Origin of the sequence: Kribbella antibiotica (assembly GCF_004349055.1) — a bacterium.
Lineage (GTDB): Bacteria > Actinomycetota > Actinomycetes > Propionibacteriales > Kribbellaceae > Kribbella > Kribbella antibiotica.
The window spans coordinates 1-16,551 of record NZ_SMKX01000184.1 but is presented as its reverse complement, the minus strand read 5'-3'; the positions used below and the strand labels follow the sequence as shown (position 1 = coordinate 16,551).

At 66.9% G+C, this 16,551-nt stretch carries 11 protein-coding genes; 4 read left to right on the top strand and 7 right to left on the bottom strand.

The window, feature by feature from the left end:
• Positions 1-3,508, top strand: a 3,508-nt coding sequence (locus tag E1263_RS37385) for an Hsp70 family protein (protein ID WP_132176283.1), incomplete at its 5' end; no start/stop codon positions are given.
• Between the two features lie 6 nt (positions 3,509-3,514).
• Here the strand turns inward: E1263_RS37385 and E1263_RS37380 are convergent.
• From E1263_RS37380 to E1263_RS37370, 3 genes are all read right to left on the bottom strand, one after another.
• Complete coding sequence (locus E1263_RS37380) at positions 3,515-5,083, bottom strand: cellulose binding domain-containing protein (protein ID WP_132176281.1); 1,569 nt, start codon at positions 5,081-5,083, stop codon at positions 3,515-3,517.
• Positions 5,084-5,155: 72 nt separating this feature from the next.
• A complete protein-coding gene (locus E1263_RS37375; RefSeq protein ID WP_238161903.1) occupies positions 5,156-6,319 on the bottom strand; it encodes a TolB-like translocation protein in 1,164 nt (387 codons plus the stop codon).
• A gap of 4 nt (positions 6,320-6,323) precedes the next feature.
• Positions 6,324-7,250, bottom strand: a complete 927-nt coding sequence (locus tag E1263_RS37370; protein ID WP_238161900.1) for a C39 family peptidase — start codon at positions 7,248-7,250, stop codon at positions 6,324-6,326.
• A gap of 351 nt (positions 7,251-7,601) precedes the next feature.
• Here E1263_RS37370 and E1263_RS43885 point away from each other — a divergent pair, with 351 nt between their 5' ends.
• On the top strand, positions 7,602-11,234 hold the full coding sequence (locus E1263_RS43885) for a discoidin domain-containing protein (RefSeq protein WP_238161897.1): 3,633 nt from the start codon (positions 7,602-7,604) through the stop codon (positions 11,232-11,234).
• A 41-nt stretch (positions 11,235-11,275) separates the two neighbouring features.
• Here E1263_RS43885 and E1263_RS37355 read toward each other — a convergent pair whose 3' ends face one another.
• The 3 genes from E1263_RS37355 to E1263_RS43420 are packed head-to-tail and all read right to left on the bottom strand — an operon-like array spanning position 11,276 to position 13,964.
• Positions 11,276-12,949 (bottom strand): alpha-amylase family protein, encoded by a 1,674-nt coding sequence (locus E1263_RS37355; RefSeq protein ID WP_132176277.1) that lies wholly within the window; start codon positions 12,947-12,949, stop codon positions 11,276-11,278.
• 43 nt (positions 12,950-12,992) lie between these two features.
• Positions 12,993-13,577 carry an iron-containing redox enzyme family protein gene (locus tag E1263_RS43425; protein WP_272949722.1) on the bottom strand — a complete coding sequence of 195 codons (585 nt, stop codon included), beginning with the start codon at positions 13,575-13,577 and terminating at the stop codon, positions 12,993-12,995.
• Between the two features lie 15 nt (positions 13,578-13,592).
• Positions 13,593-13,964: a hypothetical protein gene (locus tag E1263_RS43420; protein WP_202869242.1), complete on the bottom strand. Its 372-nt coding sequence runs from the start codon at positions 13,962-13,964 to the stop codon at positions 13,593-13,595.
• Positions 13,965-14,056: 92 nt separating this feature from the next.
• On the opposite strand from E1263_RS43420, the gene E1263_RS37345 reads away from it, so the two are divergent.
• Entirely contained in the window at positions 14,057-14,272 is a 216-nt protein-coding gene (locus E1263_RS37345; RefSeq protein ID WP_132176275.1) for a CDGSH iron-sulfur domain-containing protein, read from the top strand.
• Positions 14,269-15,849: a phytoene desaturase family protein gene (locus E1263_RS37340; RefSeq protein WP_132176273.1), complete on the top strand. Its 1,581-nt coding sequence runs from the start codon at positions 14,269-14,271 to the stop codon at positions 15,847-15,849. The genes E1263_RS37345 and E1263_RS37340 overlap by 4 nt, the downstream gene beginning before the upstream one ends.
• Positions 15,850-15,988: 139 nt before the next feature.
• On the opposite strand, the gene E1263_RS37335 is transcribed toward E1263_RS37340, so the two are convergent.
• Positions 15,989-16,402 (bottom strand): hypothetical protein, encoded by a 414-nt coding sequence (locus E1263_RS37335; RefSeq protein ID WP_132176271.1) that lies wholly within the window; start codon positions 16,400-16,402, stop codon positions 15,989-15,991.
• Positions 16,403-16,551 lie beyond the last annotated feature (149 nt).

The window sequence follows — 16,551 nt, the reverse complement described above, 5'->3', positions numbered from 1 at the left end:
GGCAGGCGGCGCGGAACGGCGACTGGCTCGGGCGGTCCAGCGGCTGGCGGCCGAGTTCGGGGCGCAGCCGACGGCGAGGGCCGCGCGGGACTATGGGTATGCATTGCAGTTGGCGTTGCGGGTCGACACGCCCAAGGCCGCGGAGCTCGTTCGTCGGTACGACGCCAAGATCCCGCCGGAGCGCTACCCGCTGAGTACGGCGGACGAGCCGTGGCTAGCTGAGTTGGTCAGTCACGCGGACGGACATGTGCTGACCGCCCTCTTCACGGTGGCCGGGCGGCTCGGTCTGCACGACTTGCAACAAAAAATCCGGGACGACCTAGCTGGAGCGGCGCGCCAGGCAGAGAACGCTGCTGAGTACTTCCGCGCCCATCAGCTCTTCCGTCAGGCCGGGCAGTACGGCGAGTCGGTTCGGGTGTTGCGGAACGACGACACTCCCGACGCACTGGCCGCCCGGGCAGAGTCGTGCGAGGCCGGCGGTGACCTCGCCGGTGCGGCACGCCTGTACGAGCGGATCGACGAGCCAGAGCGGGCGGTGTCGTTGTTCATGGCAGCCGGTGAGTTCGCCGCGGCCGCCGTCTGCCTGACGCGGTGGCTCGGCGGCGAGGCCCCGGAGGACCCCAGGTTGGCGCAATGCCTGCGTCGTACCGGTGACTATGACGAGTTGGTGAACCGCTGTCTCGTGGCGCTCGCGGCGCGCGGCTCGGCGTCGCGGGCTGTGGAGAGCCTGCGCCAGCTGACCGCGGACGGACTGATCCCGTTGCCCCGGGCAACTGAAGTTGGCCAAGCGCTCGATCGGCTGGATGCCAAGGAGCGGCAGCGATTCGAAGAACGGGCGCAGGCGTGGGTGGCGCGGGCGCGCGGTGAGGTGGACCGGCGCTACAGCGACATCTGGGGCTTCGATCTCGGTACGACGACCTGCGCGGCAGCCATCTACGACACCGAGACGCGGCAGCCGGTGTTCTGTCCGTGGAAGGGGCAGGTGCACTTCGCGTCGACGATGAGTCTGGACCGGGAAGGCAACGAACTCATCGGCCTGACCGGTGAGGAGACGCTGATGCCGTGGCTTGTCGGGCACATCGACGCGGCCAAACGGCGGATGGGCCGCGGCACCGTGTACAAAATCCGCGACCACTCCTACCGGCCCGAAGAGGTGGCCGCGCGACTGGTCCGGCATGCCCGCGGGCTGGTCGAGACCTTCCTGGCCGGGCAGGTCCGCGGTCGCGTCGCGGAGCTGGCTCGCGCCGAGCTCGGCATGGTGCGCGACGAGTGGCTGACCTGGGCTGAGCAGAACCACGACCTGCGGCTCCCCCGGCCACGAGTCGTCGTGACAATTCCGGCGTACTTCACGAACAATCAGAAGGCAGCCACCCGCTCGGCCTGCCGGATCGCCGAGGTCACCCTCGTCCGGCTCGTCCACGAACCAACGGTCGCTTGTATCACCGCTGCTCGCGAGCGCCGCCTCACCGATGCCGTCGCGGTTGTCGACCTGGGCGCCGGCACACTCGACATCAGCCTTGTGGACGTCGGAGACAACGTCTACGAGGCGCAGGAGATCAGCGGCGATGCGCAGTTCGGCAGCAAGGACCTCGACGCAGCGATCACCGACGCGCTGGTGACTCGGCTGCGGCGGCAAGGGATCGACGTACCGGCTCGCGGCGCCCTGCGGCGCCGGTTGGAGATCGCCGCGGAGAGCCTCAAGATCGACCTGTCCGCCCAGGACCACGCGAGCTACGAGCTGCGCGGCATCGGCGCCGACGACCTCACGCTGGAGCTGAGCCGAACCGAGCTGGCGATCATTCTCGCCAAGCCACTGGCCAGGCTGCACAAGGTCTGCGCAGACTTCCGTACGACGACGCGCACGCCGCCGAAGCACCTGGTTCTGATCGGCCGGCCGATGCTGTCGCCGCTGGTCCGGGAGGCCGTGGAATCCGCGTTCGGGATGACCCGAACAGTCGTGTCCGATCCCCGGACCGCAGTTGCCAGCGGCGCCGCGTTGCTGGCCGCGATGCGGGCCGGGTCGCTGGACGACGTCCTGCTCATCGACGTCAATCCCCTGTCCCTGGGGATCCGGGTTCGCGACGAGCACGACCACGAACTGCTGTCCGAACTCGTTCCGGCGAACACGATGATCCCGGCGACGTACTCGCAGGTCTTCAGTACCTACGCCGACAACCAGACCGTCGTACGGGTCGAGATCTTCAACGGCGCGCTCGACCGGGAGTCCAGGATCGGGCAGTTCATGCTGACCGGCCTCCCACCGGCCGAGGCGGGTGTCCCGAAGATCGAGGTGACGTTCGAGATCGACGCCGACTGCGTGCTCGCCGTCACCGCACGGGACCAGGCCACGGGACAGACCAACTCGATCCGGATCGCCGACACGACCCTGCTGTCGCCGGCCGAGATCGCCGACCTGACTCGTCGCTACGACCGGCAACGCGAGCTCGAGCAACGACAGCAGGACGAGGCAGAGCTGCGGGAGCGGTTGCGCGAAGCTGCCGAGTCCACCATGGACGACGACAGCGCCGCTGCCTGGCAGGAGTTCTGCCATCGGCGGGATACGCATCGCGCCGCACCTGGCACTGAGGACGCCGAAACCCAGCGCCTGCTGATCGAGATCTTCAACGACACCGGCCGTACCGAGCTTGAGCTTGAGCGTGCCCGACAGGCTGTGCGCGAGTCGGCGGTCGCCGCCCTGGACCACGTGCAGCGGCCAGACGCCGAGCTTGCGGAGACTAGGCGCCGTACCGACGAGCTCACGGCCCGTACCGACGAGCTACGCGAGCTGGTCACCAAGGTCGCCCGGTGGAACGCACTGTTGGTGCGGCAAGCCCTGAACGAGCCCGATCCGCTGCAGCGATTCCGCAACCACTACGCGGCCGGCGACCACCGTCAGGCGCTCGCCGCGCATCCCGAGCCGCCGGTGTCCGCCGCCGATCTGCGCCGCTACGCGCACTGCCTCGCCGAGACCGGCGATCACGACGGCTATCGGGCCCTTCGCCGTACCGCGTCCGGACCCCGGCCGGCCGCATTCGTGCGAATCCAGGCCGCCCCACCGGGCGTCGGATTCCTCGTGCACCAGCGATTGATGGTCACAACGGCGTCCTGCCTCGGCGATGCGAAGTCTGTCCTGGTGGAACTCGAAGGCGGCAGCACGCAGACAGCGCAGGTTCAGTCGACAGGCGACGGCCTCGCTGTTCTCCAGCTGGCCGAAGGGATCGACGTCGTACCGGTGCAGCTGGGCTACGCCAAGCTGGTCGGCATCGGCGATCCCGTCCGGACAATCGACGCGGTCGGGCTGATCGACCGCTTCGAATCCGCCGCCGAACCTCAGACCTTCGGGACAAGCCTCCGCGTACCGCCGTCGTCCGTCGGCCAACCAGTCTTCAACGATCTCGACGAGGTCGTTGGGGTGATCGTGTCCACCGCGAACGACGGTGCTCGCGTTGTGGCGATCGACGCCGTGGATCCGCTGCTGCGGATCGCCGGATTCGACCGCCACGCCTAGCGACGCTCAGCCGGTGTAGCCGGCGAAGAGCTTGCTGAACTCGTACGGCGTCTGTGGGACGTTGGTGCAGTTGACGAGGGTGCCGTTGCAGGCGTTGCGGTCTCGGGTCATTTCCCAGAAGGAGAGCATGCCCAGGTGCTTGCTGCGAGCGAAGTTCACCAGCTGGGTGGAGTGGGCCTGGTTGAAGGTGCCGCCGTCGTCGTTCTTGCCGAGCATGGGGGTGACGCCGACCTTGAGCCAGGCTTGGGCGTCGGTGAGGGACGGCCAGAGTGACTTGATCTGGGTGAAGGTGCTCTGCGCGGCCTGGACGGCGAAGTCGCCGTAGTTGCCGGCGGAGCGGTTGTAGTCCATCGCCATGATGTTCACGACGTCGAGCTTGATGCCGTTGTCGCGGGCCGACTTGAGGACTGCGAAGCCATTCGCGTCGAGGCCTTCCGGGAGGACCGGGAGGGTCAGCGAGATCTTCAGCGCGGGACGGTTCGTTTGAAGGATCGACAGGGCCTGGGAGCGACGGGCGATCGAGGCCGGGTCGGCGGCCGCGCCGCCTTCGATGTCCAGGTCGAGGTAGCGCAGTTGGTAGGCGTCGACGACGGCCTGGTACTCCGTTGCGGTCGCCTGGGCGGTCGGGCACACCTGGGCCAGTTCGCTGCCGGCCGCGCCGCCGAAGGAGATCTTGACGTCACCGCCGCGGGCCCGAATCGCGTCGATCTGGTCCTTGCCCCAGCCGGTCCGCGGGTCGTAGGCGCCGAACCAGCTCGCCTTGCAACCGCCAGAGCCGGTGACGAATCCGAGTGTGAACGAGCGCAGGTTCCCGGCGGTGGCCATCGCAGTCAGGGACGGCGTCGGCCAAGCACCCATATCGACGTACGGCGCCACTGGCACCAGCGAGCCCGCCGGACCGGCAACGGTTGTCGCGGTGACCGAGTTGCTGGCCGGTGACGAGTTCCCGGCGGCATCGCGAGCCTTCACGGTGAACGTGTAGGCGGTTCCCGGGTTGAGTCCCCCGACCGTACCGGTAGTCGCGTCGGTGGTGATCAGCTGCGTGCTGCCGGAGTAGACGTCGTACCCGGTGACGCCAATGTTGTCAGTGGATACGTTCCAGGCAAGGGAAATCGTACTGGTGCTGGTCGCGGTAACCCGGAAGTTGGCGGGCACGGTCGGCGCGCTCGTGTCACCGGCTCCACCCTCACAAAGGCCGCCGTTGACCCGGCAGTTCGCGGGGCGCGCGGGACCCTTGGCAATGAACCCGAAGGTGGCGGACTGCCCGGCGGCCAGCGGAGCGTTCCAGTTCGCGTTCGCGGCGACGATGTGATTCCCGGTGCGCGTCACGACCGAGTCCCACGAGCTGCTGATGTTGGTTCCGGCCGCGAGATCGAACTCGACCCGCCAGGAGCTGATGGTGGCCGCGGTGCCGTTCGTGACGGTGTAGGCGGCCTGGAAGTTGCCGTCCCACTCACCGGTCAGGGCGTACGTCGCGGTCACTGATCCGGCCGCTGTCGCGGGCGGCGCGACCAGGAAGGGGACCAGGAGAGCGAGGAGTGCGAACAGCAGGACGCGTGATCTGGGGCGGATCATGATGCCTCCGGGTAACTTTCTCCAGTTATATTAAGAAGTCACCGTATATAAAGTTTCCTAACAGTCAAGGGCTCACCGCAATTGGAGGGCCTCGGTGTACGTCGGCTTGGCGCCGAGGTGCGCGACCTCGATCACCGGGATGCCGTCCTGGCAGGTCGGCGCCGTCACGGCGGCGTCCGCCGGCGCCGAATAGATCGTCTCCGGGCGCGATCGACCGGACTGCCAACGGTCGAGCTGGAACCGCTCGCCGCCGTCACGGACGGTTCTGACCTGCCAGTAGATCCACTCCCCGCACGGCACGATGGTGTCCGTCGCAATGTTCCCGAGGGGGCGTTGCGCCGCGTCGGCGGTTTCCCGCAGATAAGCCTTGCTCTGGTACTGATCAGGGTCGGTCGAACTCACCTCCGACCAGATCGTTGCCCCACGCAACGTTGCGCCACTCCACTGGATGCACTTGGCAACAGCCGGTACGGCGCGCGGCTGACCACCGGCGAGCGGAACGGTGAAGAGGCGCTTGCAGCGGCTCGGGGTCTGCGGGTCGGCGATCTGGCTGAAGGTCACCGCATCCGCCGACACCACCGGATCGGCGATGTAGGCCGGATCGTCGACACAGGTAACAGTGCGAGCCTTGAGCGAGTCGAGCGTTGCGATCACCAGACACGATCGCTTCTGGCGATCAGTGGTGCTGTAGGCGAACGTTCCGTCGTACGCGCCGATCTCCGGCTCCGCGATCGGGGGCAACGCCGTCTGGCTGAGGTCCGTCTTTGTTCCACTGCCTAAGTCATAACGGTAGGCACGGATCTTGCGGTCCGGACCGTCCGAGCGGATCTCCTGGATCAGCGCCCACCGGTCGTCGATCACCACGGGTGACTGCGCGACGAAACCGGCCGGCGGCACATGCCGTACGACGGTTCGTCCGCCGGCGCGGGCGGCAATGGTCGTCGTACCGACCTGATCGCTGGCGCGGGTCACGAGATAGCGGCGTTGCTGGGTGACCACATGCTGACCGTCGACCGGCTGGCGCAGAAAACTCTTCCAGACCGGTTTGGCCGGAGGTTTGGGCGCGGGGGTGAGTGACGGCGCGGGTGTGAGCGAAGGCGTGACTGAAGTCGTGGGTGAGGTCTTGGGTGCGGCGGCCGAGGGATCGCCTTCCGGTTGGGCGGAAGGCGATCCCGAGCAGGCACCGAGGATCGCGGTCACGGCCATCGTCACCGCGACCACTCCGGGCCGGCGCATCGAGCTAGAGACCGATGTTCTGGAACTGGTTGGCGAGCGTGGCGTTCAGCATGGCCGAGGCCGGAATGTTCTTCGGGCCGTCGGTGATGTTGCCGTTGCTGTTGAACCGGCGTTCGTTGAAGACCTCGAAGATGCCGATCGTGTTCGTCGTCTGGTTGTAGCCGCGGCCGACCTGGAAATGACCGCTGTGATCGAAGGCAAGGTACGGGAAGTACCGCTTCAGCAGTTGCGGGTGCTCGATGATCGGCGCCGGCGAACCGTCACCGAGGTGACTTTGGTGGACATTGAGGAAGGTCGACGCCGTCCAGCTCGAAACGCTCTGGACGATATAGGCGCCGGCGGCAACATCCCAGTCGGTCTTCGCGTTCGTCTGCTGGACCATCGCGGTGATCGACGTACCGGACGTCGTCGTGCCGAGGTCGGAGGCCCATGACGTCTGGGTGTCCTTCTGATCGTCGTCGGCCCAGTCGATCGACTGGAACGTCGCCGGGCCACACCAGTAGCCCTTCTCCTGGTCGACCGCATAGCCGGCCATGATGTATTTGGAGTCCGGTGCCGCCACGACCTGGGCCACGCCGGCACCGCCGCCGGCCAGGGTCCGGGCTTTGGCTCGGCCGTCCCAGGCGGAGCGCAGCTCGGTGAGCTCGGCGTTGAGCCGCGTTTCCTTCGGCATTGCGGCGCGTGCGGCCGCGAACTGCTGCGGGGACTGCGCACCGGTCGCATTCTCGGCGACCGACGTGTCCTTACCCAGTTGGGCAGCGGTGGGCAACTTGTCGACGAATCCGAAACCGAGGCAGTAGGTCAGTTCCTCGAGCCCGAAGCAACGAAGGGGATTGTCAGCGGAGGTGGGCGCACCGACCTGGGCGACCACGTCGTTCCACGTGTGGGCCGTCGGCAACGACGCGGCAACGGCCGGTACGGCGGGTGTCATCAGCGCGCCTATTCCGAGAAATACGGAAACAACGCGGACAGTAATAGTGGGCATGGGCGGACTTCCGTTCACTGGGGCGGTAGTGAAGTGATGTGCGCGCACCGAAACGATACGTCCACTCCGGTACCGGACGATAGGGTTTGGGAAACTTTCTTCCGGGCGACTGAATTCTTTCGCCGAAATATGCCGGGCAGTCGATGATCAGTGACTGCTAGCAATCCACCCGCTCCTGAGGTCTTGCCGGGGCGCACCTCGGCGGTCTAGCCTCCCCCCCAATCGTTAAGAAACTTTCCTATCAGTCATTTGATGTTCGGGAAAGCGCTTCCCTCGCCCCGCCAGGAGGCCCCTGTCATGCCACTACCCACCCATCGAAAGCGGCTCGCCGCGACCGGCGCGCTCGCGCTGCTCGCCGGTCTGCTGACCACCGTCACCATGGCGGACGCCGTACCGGCAGTTCCTGCGGCTGAGGCTGCTGCGATTCCGGATCTGACCAGCGCGAATCGCCGCGCGCCCATCGCCGGCCTGCCCGACTGGAGCAAGGCCGGCTACCGCGGCGGCGCACCGCTGCCCGGTCCTGCTGACATCAACCCCGACGCGAACTGCCAGGTGACCGCCGCAGAGCTCGCCTCCCAGTACGGCGTACGCGCCGACGGCAGTGACGCGACCACCGGGTTGCAGGCGGCCATCGACGCGATCCGCACGCAGTGCACGCCATCGGCCGGGTACAACAAGCTCTCGCAGATCACCTTGCCGGAGGGGCGCATCGCGGTCTCTCGGCAACTCGGCCTCGACGCAAGCTACCTGCTGATCAAGGGAGCCGGAGAGGGGCGGACCGTCCTGGTCTTCCGGCCGGACACCAACACCCGGTACGACAAGCTCACCGCTGATGGCAGTGACTGGGACAAGGACGGGATGACCCACGGCGCCGGGTCGAGCGGGTGGATCTGGCCCGGTCGCGGTCTGTTCCGGGTCCAGAGCCGTGAGGTCGCGCCCAAGTACGCCGCCGACTATGCCTCGGCGCCCGCGAACCGGAAGGATCTCTTCGAAGGAAGCGTCAACCAGCACTGGGCCAGCGGCTTGCCGCTGCGCGAAGGTTCGGCCATCGGCACCACTCAGATCAAGCTGGCGACCAACGCGAACATGGCGCTCTTCACGGCCGGCAACTACCTCTGGGTCGGTGCGGCGAACTCGGCGAAGTTCTACCAGCAGCAGACCGTCACCGACGCGACGAAGTACACGAATCTGCACATGCGCCAGCAGATCTTCCAGATCACCGCGGTCGATGCTGCCGGGCGGAACCTGACGATCGACAAACCCCTCGAGTACGACCTCCCGCTGAACTCCACCGCGGACGGCTCGGCGGCGATCGGCGGCACCGTCTACCCGAGCCGGGTGACGCCGCTGAAGCCGATCCTCGGAGTCGGTATCGAGGATCTGACCATCACCCAGGACATGGCCGGTCTGCCGAAGCTGGCCGGTGGGACCTACAACCTGAACAAGGCCGACGCCGTTCACAACTACGGCAACATGGCGCCCGAGTACGAGATGCACGGCATCGTCTTGAAGTGGGCGGTCAACACCTGGATCCGCCGGGTCGGCACCGAGATGACCGGCTCGCACCCGATCGTCACCGAGAGCGCGAAGAACATCCAGGTCCAGGAGTCCCATCTGGACGGCGCGTGGAACAAGGGCAAGGGGGGCAACGGCTACCTACGCGGCTCCCGCGTCTGGGACTCGCTCTACGCCTACAACACCACCCGGAACCTGCGGCACTTCACCTTCCAGTGGTCCGCGTCGGACAACGTGGCCGTCGGCAACGACTTCGACTCCGACCTGAACGTCCACGGTGGCTGGGAGCGGCGCAACCTGTTCGAGAACAACACCGTCAAGGTCCCGTTCGAGCACTCGTCGAAGAACTGTCAGAGCAACTGCGGTGACGAGGGTGGCGACGTACCGGACGATTCCACCTGGTGGCCGATCTGGTGGGCCGCCGGCCCGAAGGCGGTCAAGTGGTCCGGCTCCAGCGGTCCGCAGAACGTCGTCTACAACAACGCGCTCAGCAAGCAGACCACCGCGAATGGCGCGTACCAGAGCTTCTATCCGGACCGGCAGCGGCTCTACCAGTTCGGTAGTAGCTCGGCCGACCCGACGAAGTTCCAGCACCTCGCGGTGAACGGCGTGACCATCCCTGACTGGGCCAGCCGAGAGACAGCCGACTACACCCAGCCGAACGGCGGCGTCAACGCGTCTCGCACCGACGCCTCGGGCTCGCTGTTCCTGCGGAACCCGGGCGGCGGGAATCCCGACGACACCACCGCGCCCAGTACGCCGTCCGGTCTGCAGGTCGCCTCCACAACGTCGAGCAGCGCGGCGCTGACCTGGAACGCAGCAACGGACAACGTCGGCGTCACCGGGTACGACGTACTGCGCAATGGAGTGATCGTCGGAACCAGCACCGGCACCACCTACACCGACACGGGTCTGGCCGCGGCCACCACGTACTCGTACACCGTCCGGGCGAAGGATGCTGCTGGCAACCAGTCGGGCGCAAGCAACGCGGTCAGCGCCACGACTCAGCCCGGTGGTGGCGGATCGGAGACGCTGCTGTCCCGCGGAAAGCCGGCGACAGCGTCGTCATCCGAGAGCAGCACCTTCGCCGCAGGGAAGGCCGTTGACGGCGTTGCCACCTCTCGCTGGGCGTCCAAGGAAGGCTCCAACGCCGAGTGGATTCAGGTCGACCTCGGAGCTTCCGCGAACCTGACCCGGGTGAAGTTGAACTGGGAGGCTGCCTACGGCAAGGGGTATCAGGTCCAGGTCTCGGCGAATGGCACCAACTGGTCGAACGCCTTCTCCACGACGACCGGCAACGGCGGAACCGACGAGATCCCGGTGACCGGAACCGCCCGGTACGTGCGAATCAACGGCACCGCGCGCGGTACGGCGTACGGGTACTCGCTGTTCGAATTCGAGGTCTACGGCACACTCGTCGGCGGTGGTGGAGGTGGTGGCGGCACCGCGGTCGACGTGTCGACAGCTGCCCAGCTGCAAACGGCACTGGCGAATGCCCAACCGGGCCAGACGATCCGCCTCGCGGCCGGGCAATACCACGGCTCCTTCGTCACTCAGCGGCCCGGAACTGCGTCGGCGCCGATCACGCTGACCGGGCCGGCGTCCGCCGTACTGATCAATGACGGGCCGACCGGAGACGCGCCGTCGTGTCCGGCGCCGACAGCCGGCTGGGATTCCGGCTACGGGCTGTGGCTGTTCGGAGCGCCGTACTGGAAGCTGACCGGCTTCACCGTGCAGGACTCCAAGAAGGGGATCGTGCTGGACAACTCGCACCACGTCACCATCGACGGGGTATCGGTCCATCACACCGATGAGGAGGGCGTCCACTTCCGCCGCTCGTCGGCCGACGGCGTCATCAAGAACTCCACCGTCACCGATGCGGGCCTGGTGCAGAAGGGGTACGGCGAGGGCGTGTACATCGGCTCGGCCAACTCCAACTGGAGCTGTCACGGCAACACCGGCGGCGTCGACAAGTCCGACCGCGTGCAGGTGCTCGACAACCACATCGGCCCGAACATCGCCGCCGAACCGATCGACGTGAAGGAGGGAACGACCGGCGGGATCATCCGCGGCAACACCTTCAACGGCCGCGGCATCTCCGGCGAGAACTCGGCCGACTCGTGGATCGACGTCAAGGGCTTCAAGTACGTCATCGAGAACAACACCGGGACCTTCTCCTCCCCCGGCACCTTCGCGAACGGCTACGAGACCCACAACACCTCCACCACCCCGTCGTTCCCGAACGGCTGCGGCAACATCTGGCGCAACAACGCCTCCAACCTCGGCGGCGCCGGCAACTACGCCATCAACATCTCGTCGGTCTCCAAATGCACCGCCGACCCCAACATCGTCTACTCCTCCAACACCGTCCAGAACGCCAAATCCGGCCTGACCAACGTCCCTGTCACGCCCTAACCCCCTGCTGCCGGGCGCTCTCATCAGCGCCCGGCACCCGGTCAGATGAGGTAGCGGTCGCCCGGGCGGACGATGCGCAGCCAACGGCTGGCGTGAGGCCCTAGCTTCAGCGGCAGGGTCCCATCCTCGGCGAGATCGGTGGTGCCGTCGCGGAGAAGGTCAACGGCGCGAAGACCTGCTTCCGGGTCCGCTACCTTGAGCGTGACCTCAACATTGTCTGCACTGAAGTTGTGCGCGGTGACGACCACCCCGTCCTCGTACGCCGATCGATGCGCGAGCACCGCGGTGGCGTCGTGCTCGAGGATCGTGCAGTCGCCCCAGGACAGTTCCGGGCACTCGCGATAGCGCCGTACCAGCAGCTTGATCCAGTTGAGCAACGAATCCGGGTCACGGCGTTGCGCGGCCACGTTGACGTGCTCGGGGCCGAACTCGCCTTCAGTGACCGGCGCGGCGAGATGCGGCGGAGCGGCTGGGGAGAAACCGCCGTTCGGGCCATCGGTCCACTGCATCGGCGAGCGGACCGCGCCGCGTCCTTCGATCGCGAGGTTCTCCCCCATGCCGATCTCGTCGCCGTAGAAGAGCACCGGCGTACCGGGCAGTGAGAACAGCAGGCTATAGACCATCTTCAGCCGGGTCTGGTCGTTGCCGAGCATCGGCGGCAGCCGCCGGCGTAGTCCGCGGCCGTAAACCTGCATGTCCTTGTCCGGGCCGAAGGCGGCGAAGACCTCCTGCCGCTCGGCTTCTGAGAGCTTGTCCAGTGTCAGCTCGTCGTGGTTGCGGACGAACGTCCCCCACTGGCCCTGCTCAGCGGCCGGCGGGCGCTCGCGCAGGGCCTTCACCAGTTCGGCCGGATCGTTGCGCGCCAGCGAGAGATACATCCGCTGCATCCCGATGAAGTCGAAGCACATCGTGAGTTCGTCGCCGTCCTCGTCACCGAAGAAGCGCCGTACGTCGGGGTACTCCAGGTTGACCTCGCCGAGCAGCATCGACTGACTCCGCCGGCGCTCGAGGAACGCCCGCAGGTCGCGCAAATAGTCATGCGGATCGGGCAGATTGCCCGCGTCGACGGCACCGGTCGTGTCCAGCAGGAACGGTACGGCGTCCACCCGGAAGCCCGAGATGCCGACCTGCGACCAGAACCCGATGATGCGCTGGATTTCCTCCCGCACCTCGGCGTTCGCGATGTTGAGATCCGGCTGATGCTTGTAGAACTGGTGCAGGTAATACTGTCCCGCCGCGTCGTCGTACTCCCACAGGCTCGTCTCCTGATCGGGGAAGACAACGCCCTCGTGCTGGTTCGCCGGCGGCTCGTCGCGCCACACATACCACCCCCGGTACGGCGACTCTCGCGACGCACGCGCACTCCGAAACCACGGGTGCTGATCCGACGTGTGGTTGACGACCAGATCCGCGATCACCCGGATCCCGCGGTCCTGGGCCAGCGTGATCAGCTCAACCAGATCGCCATGCGTGCCCAACCGCGGATCCACCCCGTAGAAGTCGGTGATGTCATACCCGTCGTCGCGGTCCGGCGTCGGATAGAACGGCATCAGCCACAGACACGTGACCCCAAGATCAGCCAGGTGGTCGATCCGCTGCCCGACACCTCGCAGGTCGCCGATCCCATCACCGTCGGTGTCGAAGAAGGTCTCGACATCGAGGCAATAGATCACCGCGTTCTTCCACCAGACATCGGCTGTCTCCGTCAGTCGCATGACCTCCCCGTGCCCCCACACGTCCCGGCGTACACACCCTGCTTTAGCCTGCGCGCAGTGTGCGCGCGGGCGCGTGCCAGCTCGTCAGCAGGTATTCGGCGAACAAGTTGTCCACTACGAGTGAGCAGCTGGCTCCGAACAGGACATCGCCGATCGCGTCCGGATGGTCGCTCACGTAGCTACCACAGAGGTCGTGCGCGGCGATCTGCTCGTGGACGGCGTCCGCCTCGACATGTTCGGTGAAGTAGCGCGCCTCCGCATCGGTGGCGCCGAGGCGGGCTGCGCCGGCGGCGTACTGGCGGTTCGGCAGTGTCGAGGTCATCTCTAGCGCGGCCAGGTGACCGAGCAGCGCGGGCGTCCAGCGTTGATGCATCGCGAACAGCGACATCACGTTCGAGATCGCCAGCGTGACCGCCGGAACCTCCGGCACATAGTGGCCATAGACATCGTTCAGGTCGAGCCAGCGCATCGTGGTCCGGAACAGCTCCGAATGCATGCGATCGACCCGGCCGCCGCCGTACTCGTCGGACTCGATCTCCACCAGCGCGGCCTTCGCCGCGCCGCCCAGCCGCGCGATGCCGAAGCTGTGCGGATCGGCCTCCTTCAACTGGTAGATCGAGCGATTCAGGACGAACTGGCGGAATTAATCCACGGTCGCATGCCGCCGCAGATAGGCCGAGAGTTTTGGCCCGTCATCGGCGTCGATCAACGCCCGCAACTGCTCCGCGACCGGTACGCCGCTCGGCGTCGTCCGGCCGTTCGCCTCCAGCCAGGCTGTCCACGGCTCCTCCAACCGGGTGCGGAAGGCAATGATCTCCGGGTCCCACTGACCGTCGACGACAGCGTCCTCGAAGCCGCGATACTGGAGCTCGTACGCGACCCACAGCGCGAGCTGCAGATCACCGTCCGTACAAGGGTGATCCGATCCGCCGACCACGGCCTCATCGGTACGACGGCCCGCGAGCCGACTGATCAACCAACCGCTGAGTGGTCCTCGCGGGGGTGGCAATTGCATGTCTGTCTCCTCGTTTCAACAAGCTGCGCACCGGTACCCCACGCAGAAACCGGCCTGCGCAGAACCGGATAGGCGGTGGGTACTGGGCAGGTATGACGACGAACGCCGAGGACCCCGCCACCGTGATCCGCGCCTACCCCGACGGCCCGATCCTGGTCCGCGGCGACTTCGAACTCCTCGACGAGGACGGCCGTCCCGTCCCCCACGACCGCCGTACGATCGCACTCTGTCGCTGTGGCCGCTCCGCTATCGCGCCACTGTGTGATGGCACCCACACGCTGCTCAACCGCCGGGGGGACAGTTCGTGACTGATGCGGTCGTCGTCGGGGCCGGTCCGAACGGGCTGGTTGCGGCGAACCTTCTGATCGACGCCGGGTGGGACGTCACACTGCTCGAGGCCAACGATGCGGTCGGCGGCGCGGTCCGGAGCTCGACCGACGTTGATCCGGCCTTCGTGCATGACACGTTCAGTTCGTTCTACCCGCTGGCCGCGGTGTCGCCGACGATCCGGAAGCTGAACCTCAGTGATTACGGGCTTGAGTGGTCGAACGCTCCGTCTCCGGTCGGCAACCCGTTGTCCACTGGCGGGTGGGCTCTCGTGCACCCCGAGCCGGCCGACACCGCCGCGGCCCTCGATGCGTTGCAGCCAGGCGACGGTCAGGCCTGGCTCGACCTGTACGGCGACTGGGAGCGCGTCGGACCGGCCGTTCTCGACGCCCTGCTCAGCCCCTTTCCGCCAGTTCGCGCTGGGATCGGCGTACTGCGGGAGCTGTTGGGAGCACGGGGTCTGAAGCGCCTGCAACTCCTCCTTGGACCGACCCAATGGGTTGGCAACCGGCGGTTCACCGGCGAGGCCGCGAAGATGCTGATGGCAACGAACTCGCAGCACGCGGACATCGCCCCGACAGCGCCGGGCTCTGGGTTGATGGGGTGGCTGCTGGTGATGATCGCCCAGCAACACGGCTACCCCGTACCGCGGGGCGGCGCCGGGAAGCTGTCACAAGCGCTGGCCGACCGATTCGCTGCCCGCGGCGGCACGGTCGTCTGCCAGGCGCGGGTCGACCGAATCGTCATCCGTGACGGCCGGGCGGTCGCCGTACGGACTGTTGACGGGACGGAGTACGCCGCCGGTCGCGCTGTGCTCGCGGATGTGTCTGCACCGGCGCTGTACCGGGAACTCATCCCCCGCGAGGATCTGCCGGGGCACGTGCAGCAGCGCTTGCGGGCGTTCCGATGGGACCCCGGCACGATCAAGGTCGACTGGGCGCTGAACTCACCCATCCCCTGGCAAGTGCAGCCCGAGCTGGCCCCGGGAACAGTGCACCTCGCGGACTCGGTGGCGGATCTGCGCCGCTGGTCGAAGCAGTTGACCGCCGGGCAGATCCCGGATCGGCCGTTCCTGCTGATGGGACATATGACAACAGCCGACCCTTCCCGATCCCCGGCCGGCACCGAGTCAGCCTGGGCCTACACGCATGTTCCGCAGCAGACCCGGGGCGACGCCGGTGGACAGCTGACCGGCCGCTGGGACGACGCCGAGGCCGAAGTGATGGCCGACCGAATGCAGGCCCGGGTCGAGCAATTCGCCCCCGGATTCACCGAGCAGATCACCGCGCGCCGCATCCTCAGTCCAGTTGAGCTCGAGCGCCGCAACGCCAACCTGGTCGGCGGTGCCGTCAACGGCGGTACGTCGGGCCTGCGCCAGGAACTGTTCCTCCGGCCGATGCCGGGCCTCGGGCGCGCCGAGACGGCCATCAAATCCCTCTATCTGGCCTCCGCCTCCGCCCACCCCGGCGGCGGCGTCCACGGCGCCTGCGGCTCCAACGCCGCCCGCGCAGCACTCTTCCACTCCAGCTCAACGGAGGAAGGCGGTCGCGTGCGCTGATGTCGCAACGCACGCGACCTAGGCAACCACCTTCCGCGCGCGGCTGTTGGCAACCTGCCTGACTGGTGCCCCACCACCACTCAGGTATGCACCCGCAGAAGAACTGACACAGTCTCCTGGTCGTGCCTTTCGGCCTCGGTCAGTTCGGTGCGGGTGTCACCGGGTCGCGGTCGAAGTAAGCCACGGCGAAGAGGATCAGGGCGGTGACGATGCTGACACCCGCGTTGGTGATGAGGTCCGAGGTGGCCATGCCGATCTTGTGACCCCAATAGGCGAGCTGCGAGGTCGCGTCCCACAGCAGATACATGAACGCGTTGACGAGGATGAGCTTGCGTCGGTCGACCGCCCGGGGCAGCGTCATCGCGATGATCGTGACGGCGATGATCACGACGTGATAGCCGGCCACGGAGTACCACTGGAACTGCCGGGTCGGCGTCATCAACCCGCCGAGGTAGGCGCGGTCGGTGAGCTCCGGGTCGAAGGTGAGGACCACAGCCTGCAAAAGGTTGAACACGACGTACACCCAGAGGATCACGCGCAGAGAAAGTTTCATACGTGAACTTTCTCAGAACCACTCCGCCGTCCGTACGCCGCCGCTCGTTCCCTACGCCCGAAGCCCAGGTGAGCCTGGTTGGCGTACGTTCGGACGCGACCCGCTTTGGCGCTGGCTTGTGGCCTCTTCCACCCCGCCCTCCTCAGCCC

Coding starts and splice junctions, on each gene's coding strand:
- E1263_RS37380 (WP_132176281.1), bottom strand. CDS start 5,083: ATGATCCGCCCCAGATCACGCGTCCTGCTGTTCGCACTCCTCGCTCTC.
- E1263_RS37375 (WP_238161903.1), bottom strand. CDS start 6,319: ATGCGCCGGCCCGGAGTGGTCGCGGTGACGATGGCCGTGACCGCGATC.
- E1263_RS37370 (WP_238161900.1), bottom strand. CDS start 7,250: ATGACACCCGCCGTACCGGCCGTTGCCGCGTCGTTGCCGACGGCCCAC.
- E1263_RS43885 (WP_238161897.1), top strand. CDS start 7,602: ATGCCACTACCCACCCATCGAAAGCGGCTCGCCGCGACCGGCGCGCTC.
- E1263_RS37355 (WP_132176277.1), bottom strand. CDS start 12,949: ATGCGACTGACGGAGACAGCCGATGTCTGGTGGAAGAACGCGGTGATC.
- E1263_RS43420 (WP_202869242.1), bottom strand. CDS start 13,964: ATGCAATTGCCACCCCCGCGAGGACCACTCAGCGGTTGGTTGATCAGT.
- E1263_RS37345 (WP_132176275.1), top strand. CDS start 14,057: ATGACGACGAACGCCGAGGACCCCGCCACCGTGATCCGCGCCTACCCC.
- E1263_RS37335 (WP_132176271.1), bottom strand. CDS start 16,402: ATGAAACTTTCTCTGCGCGTGATCCTCTGGGTGTACGTCGTGTTCAAC.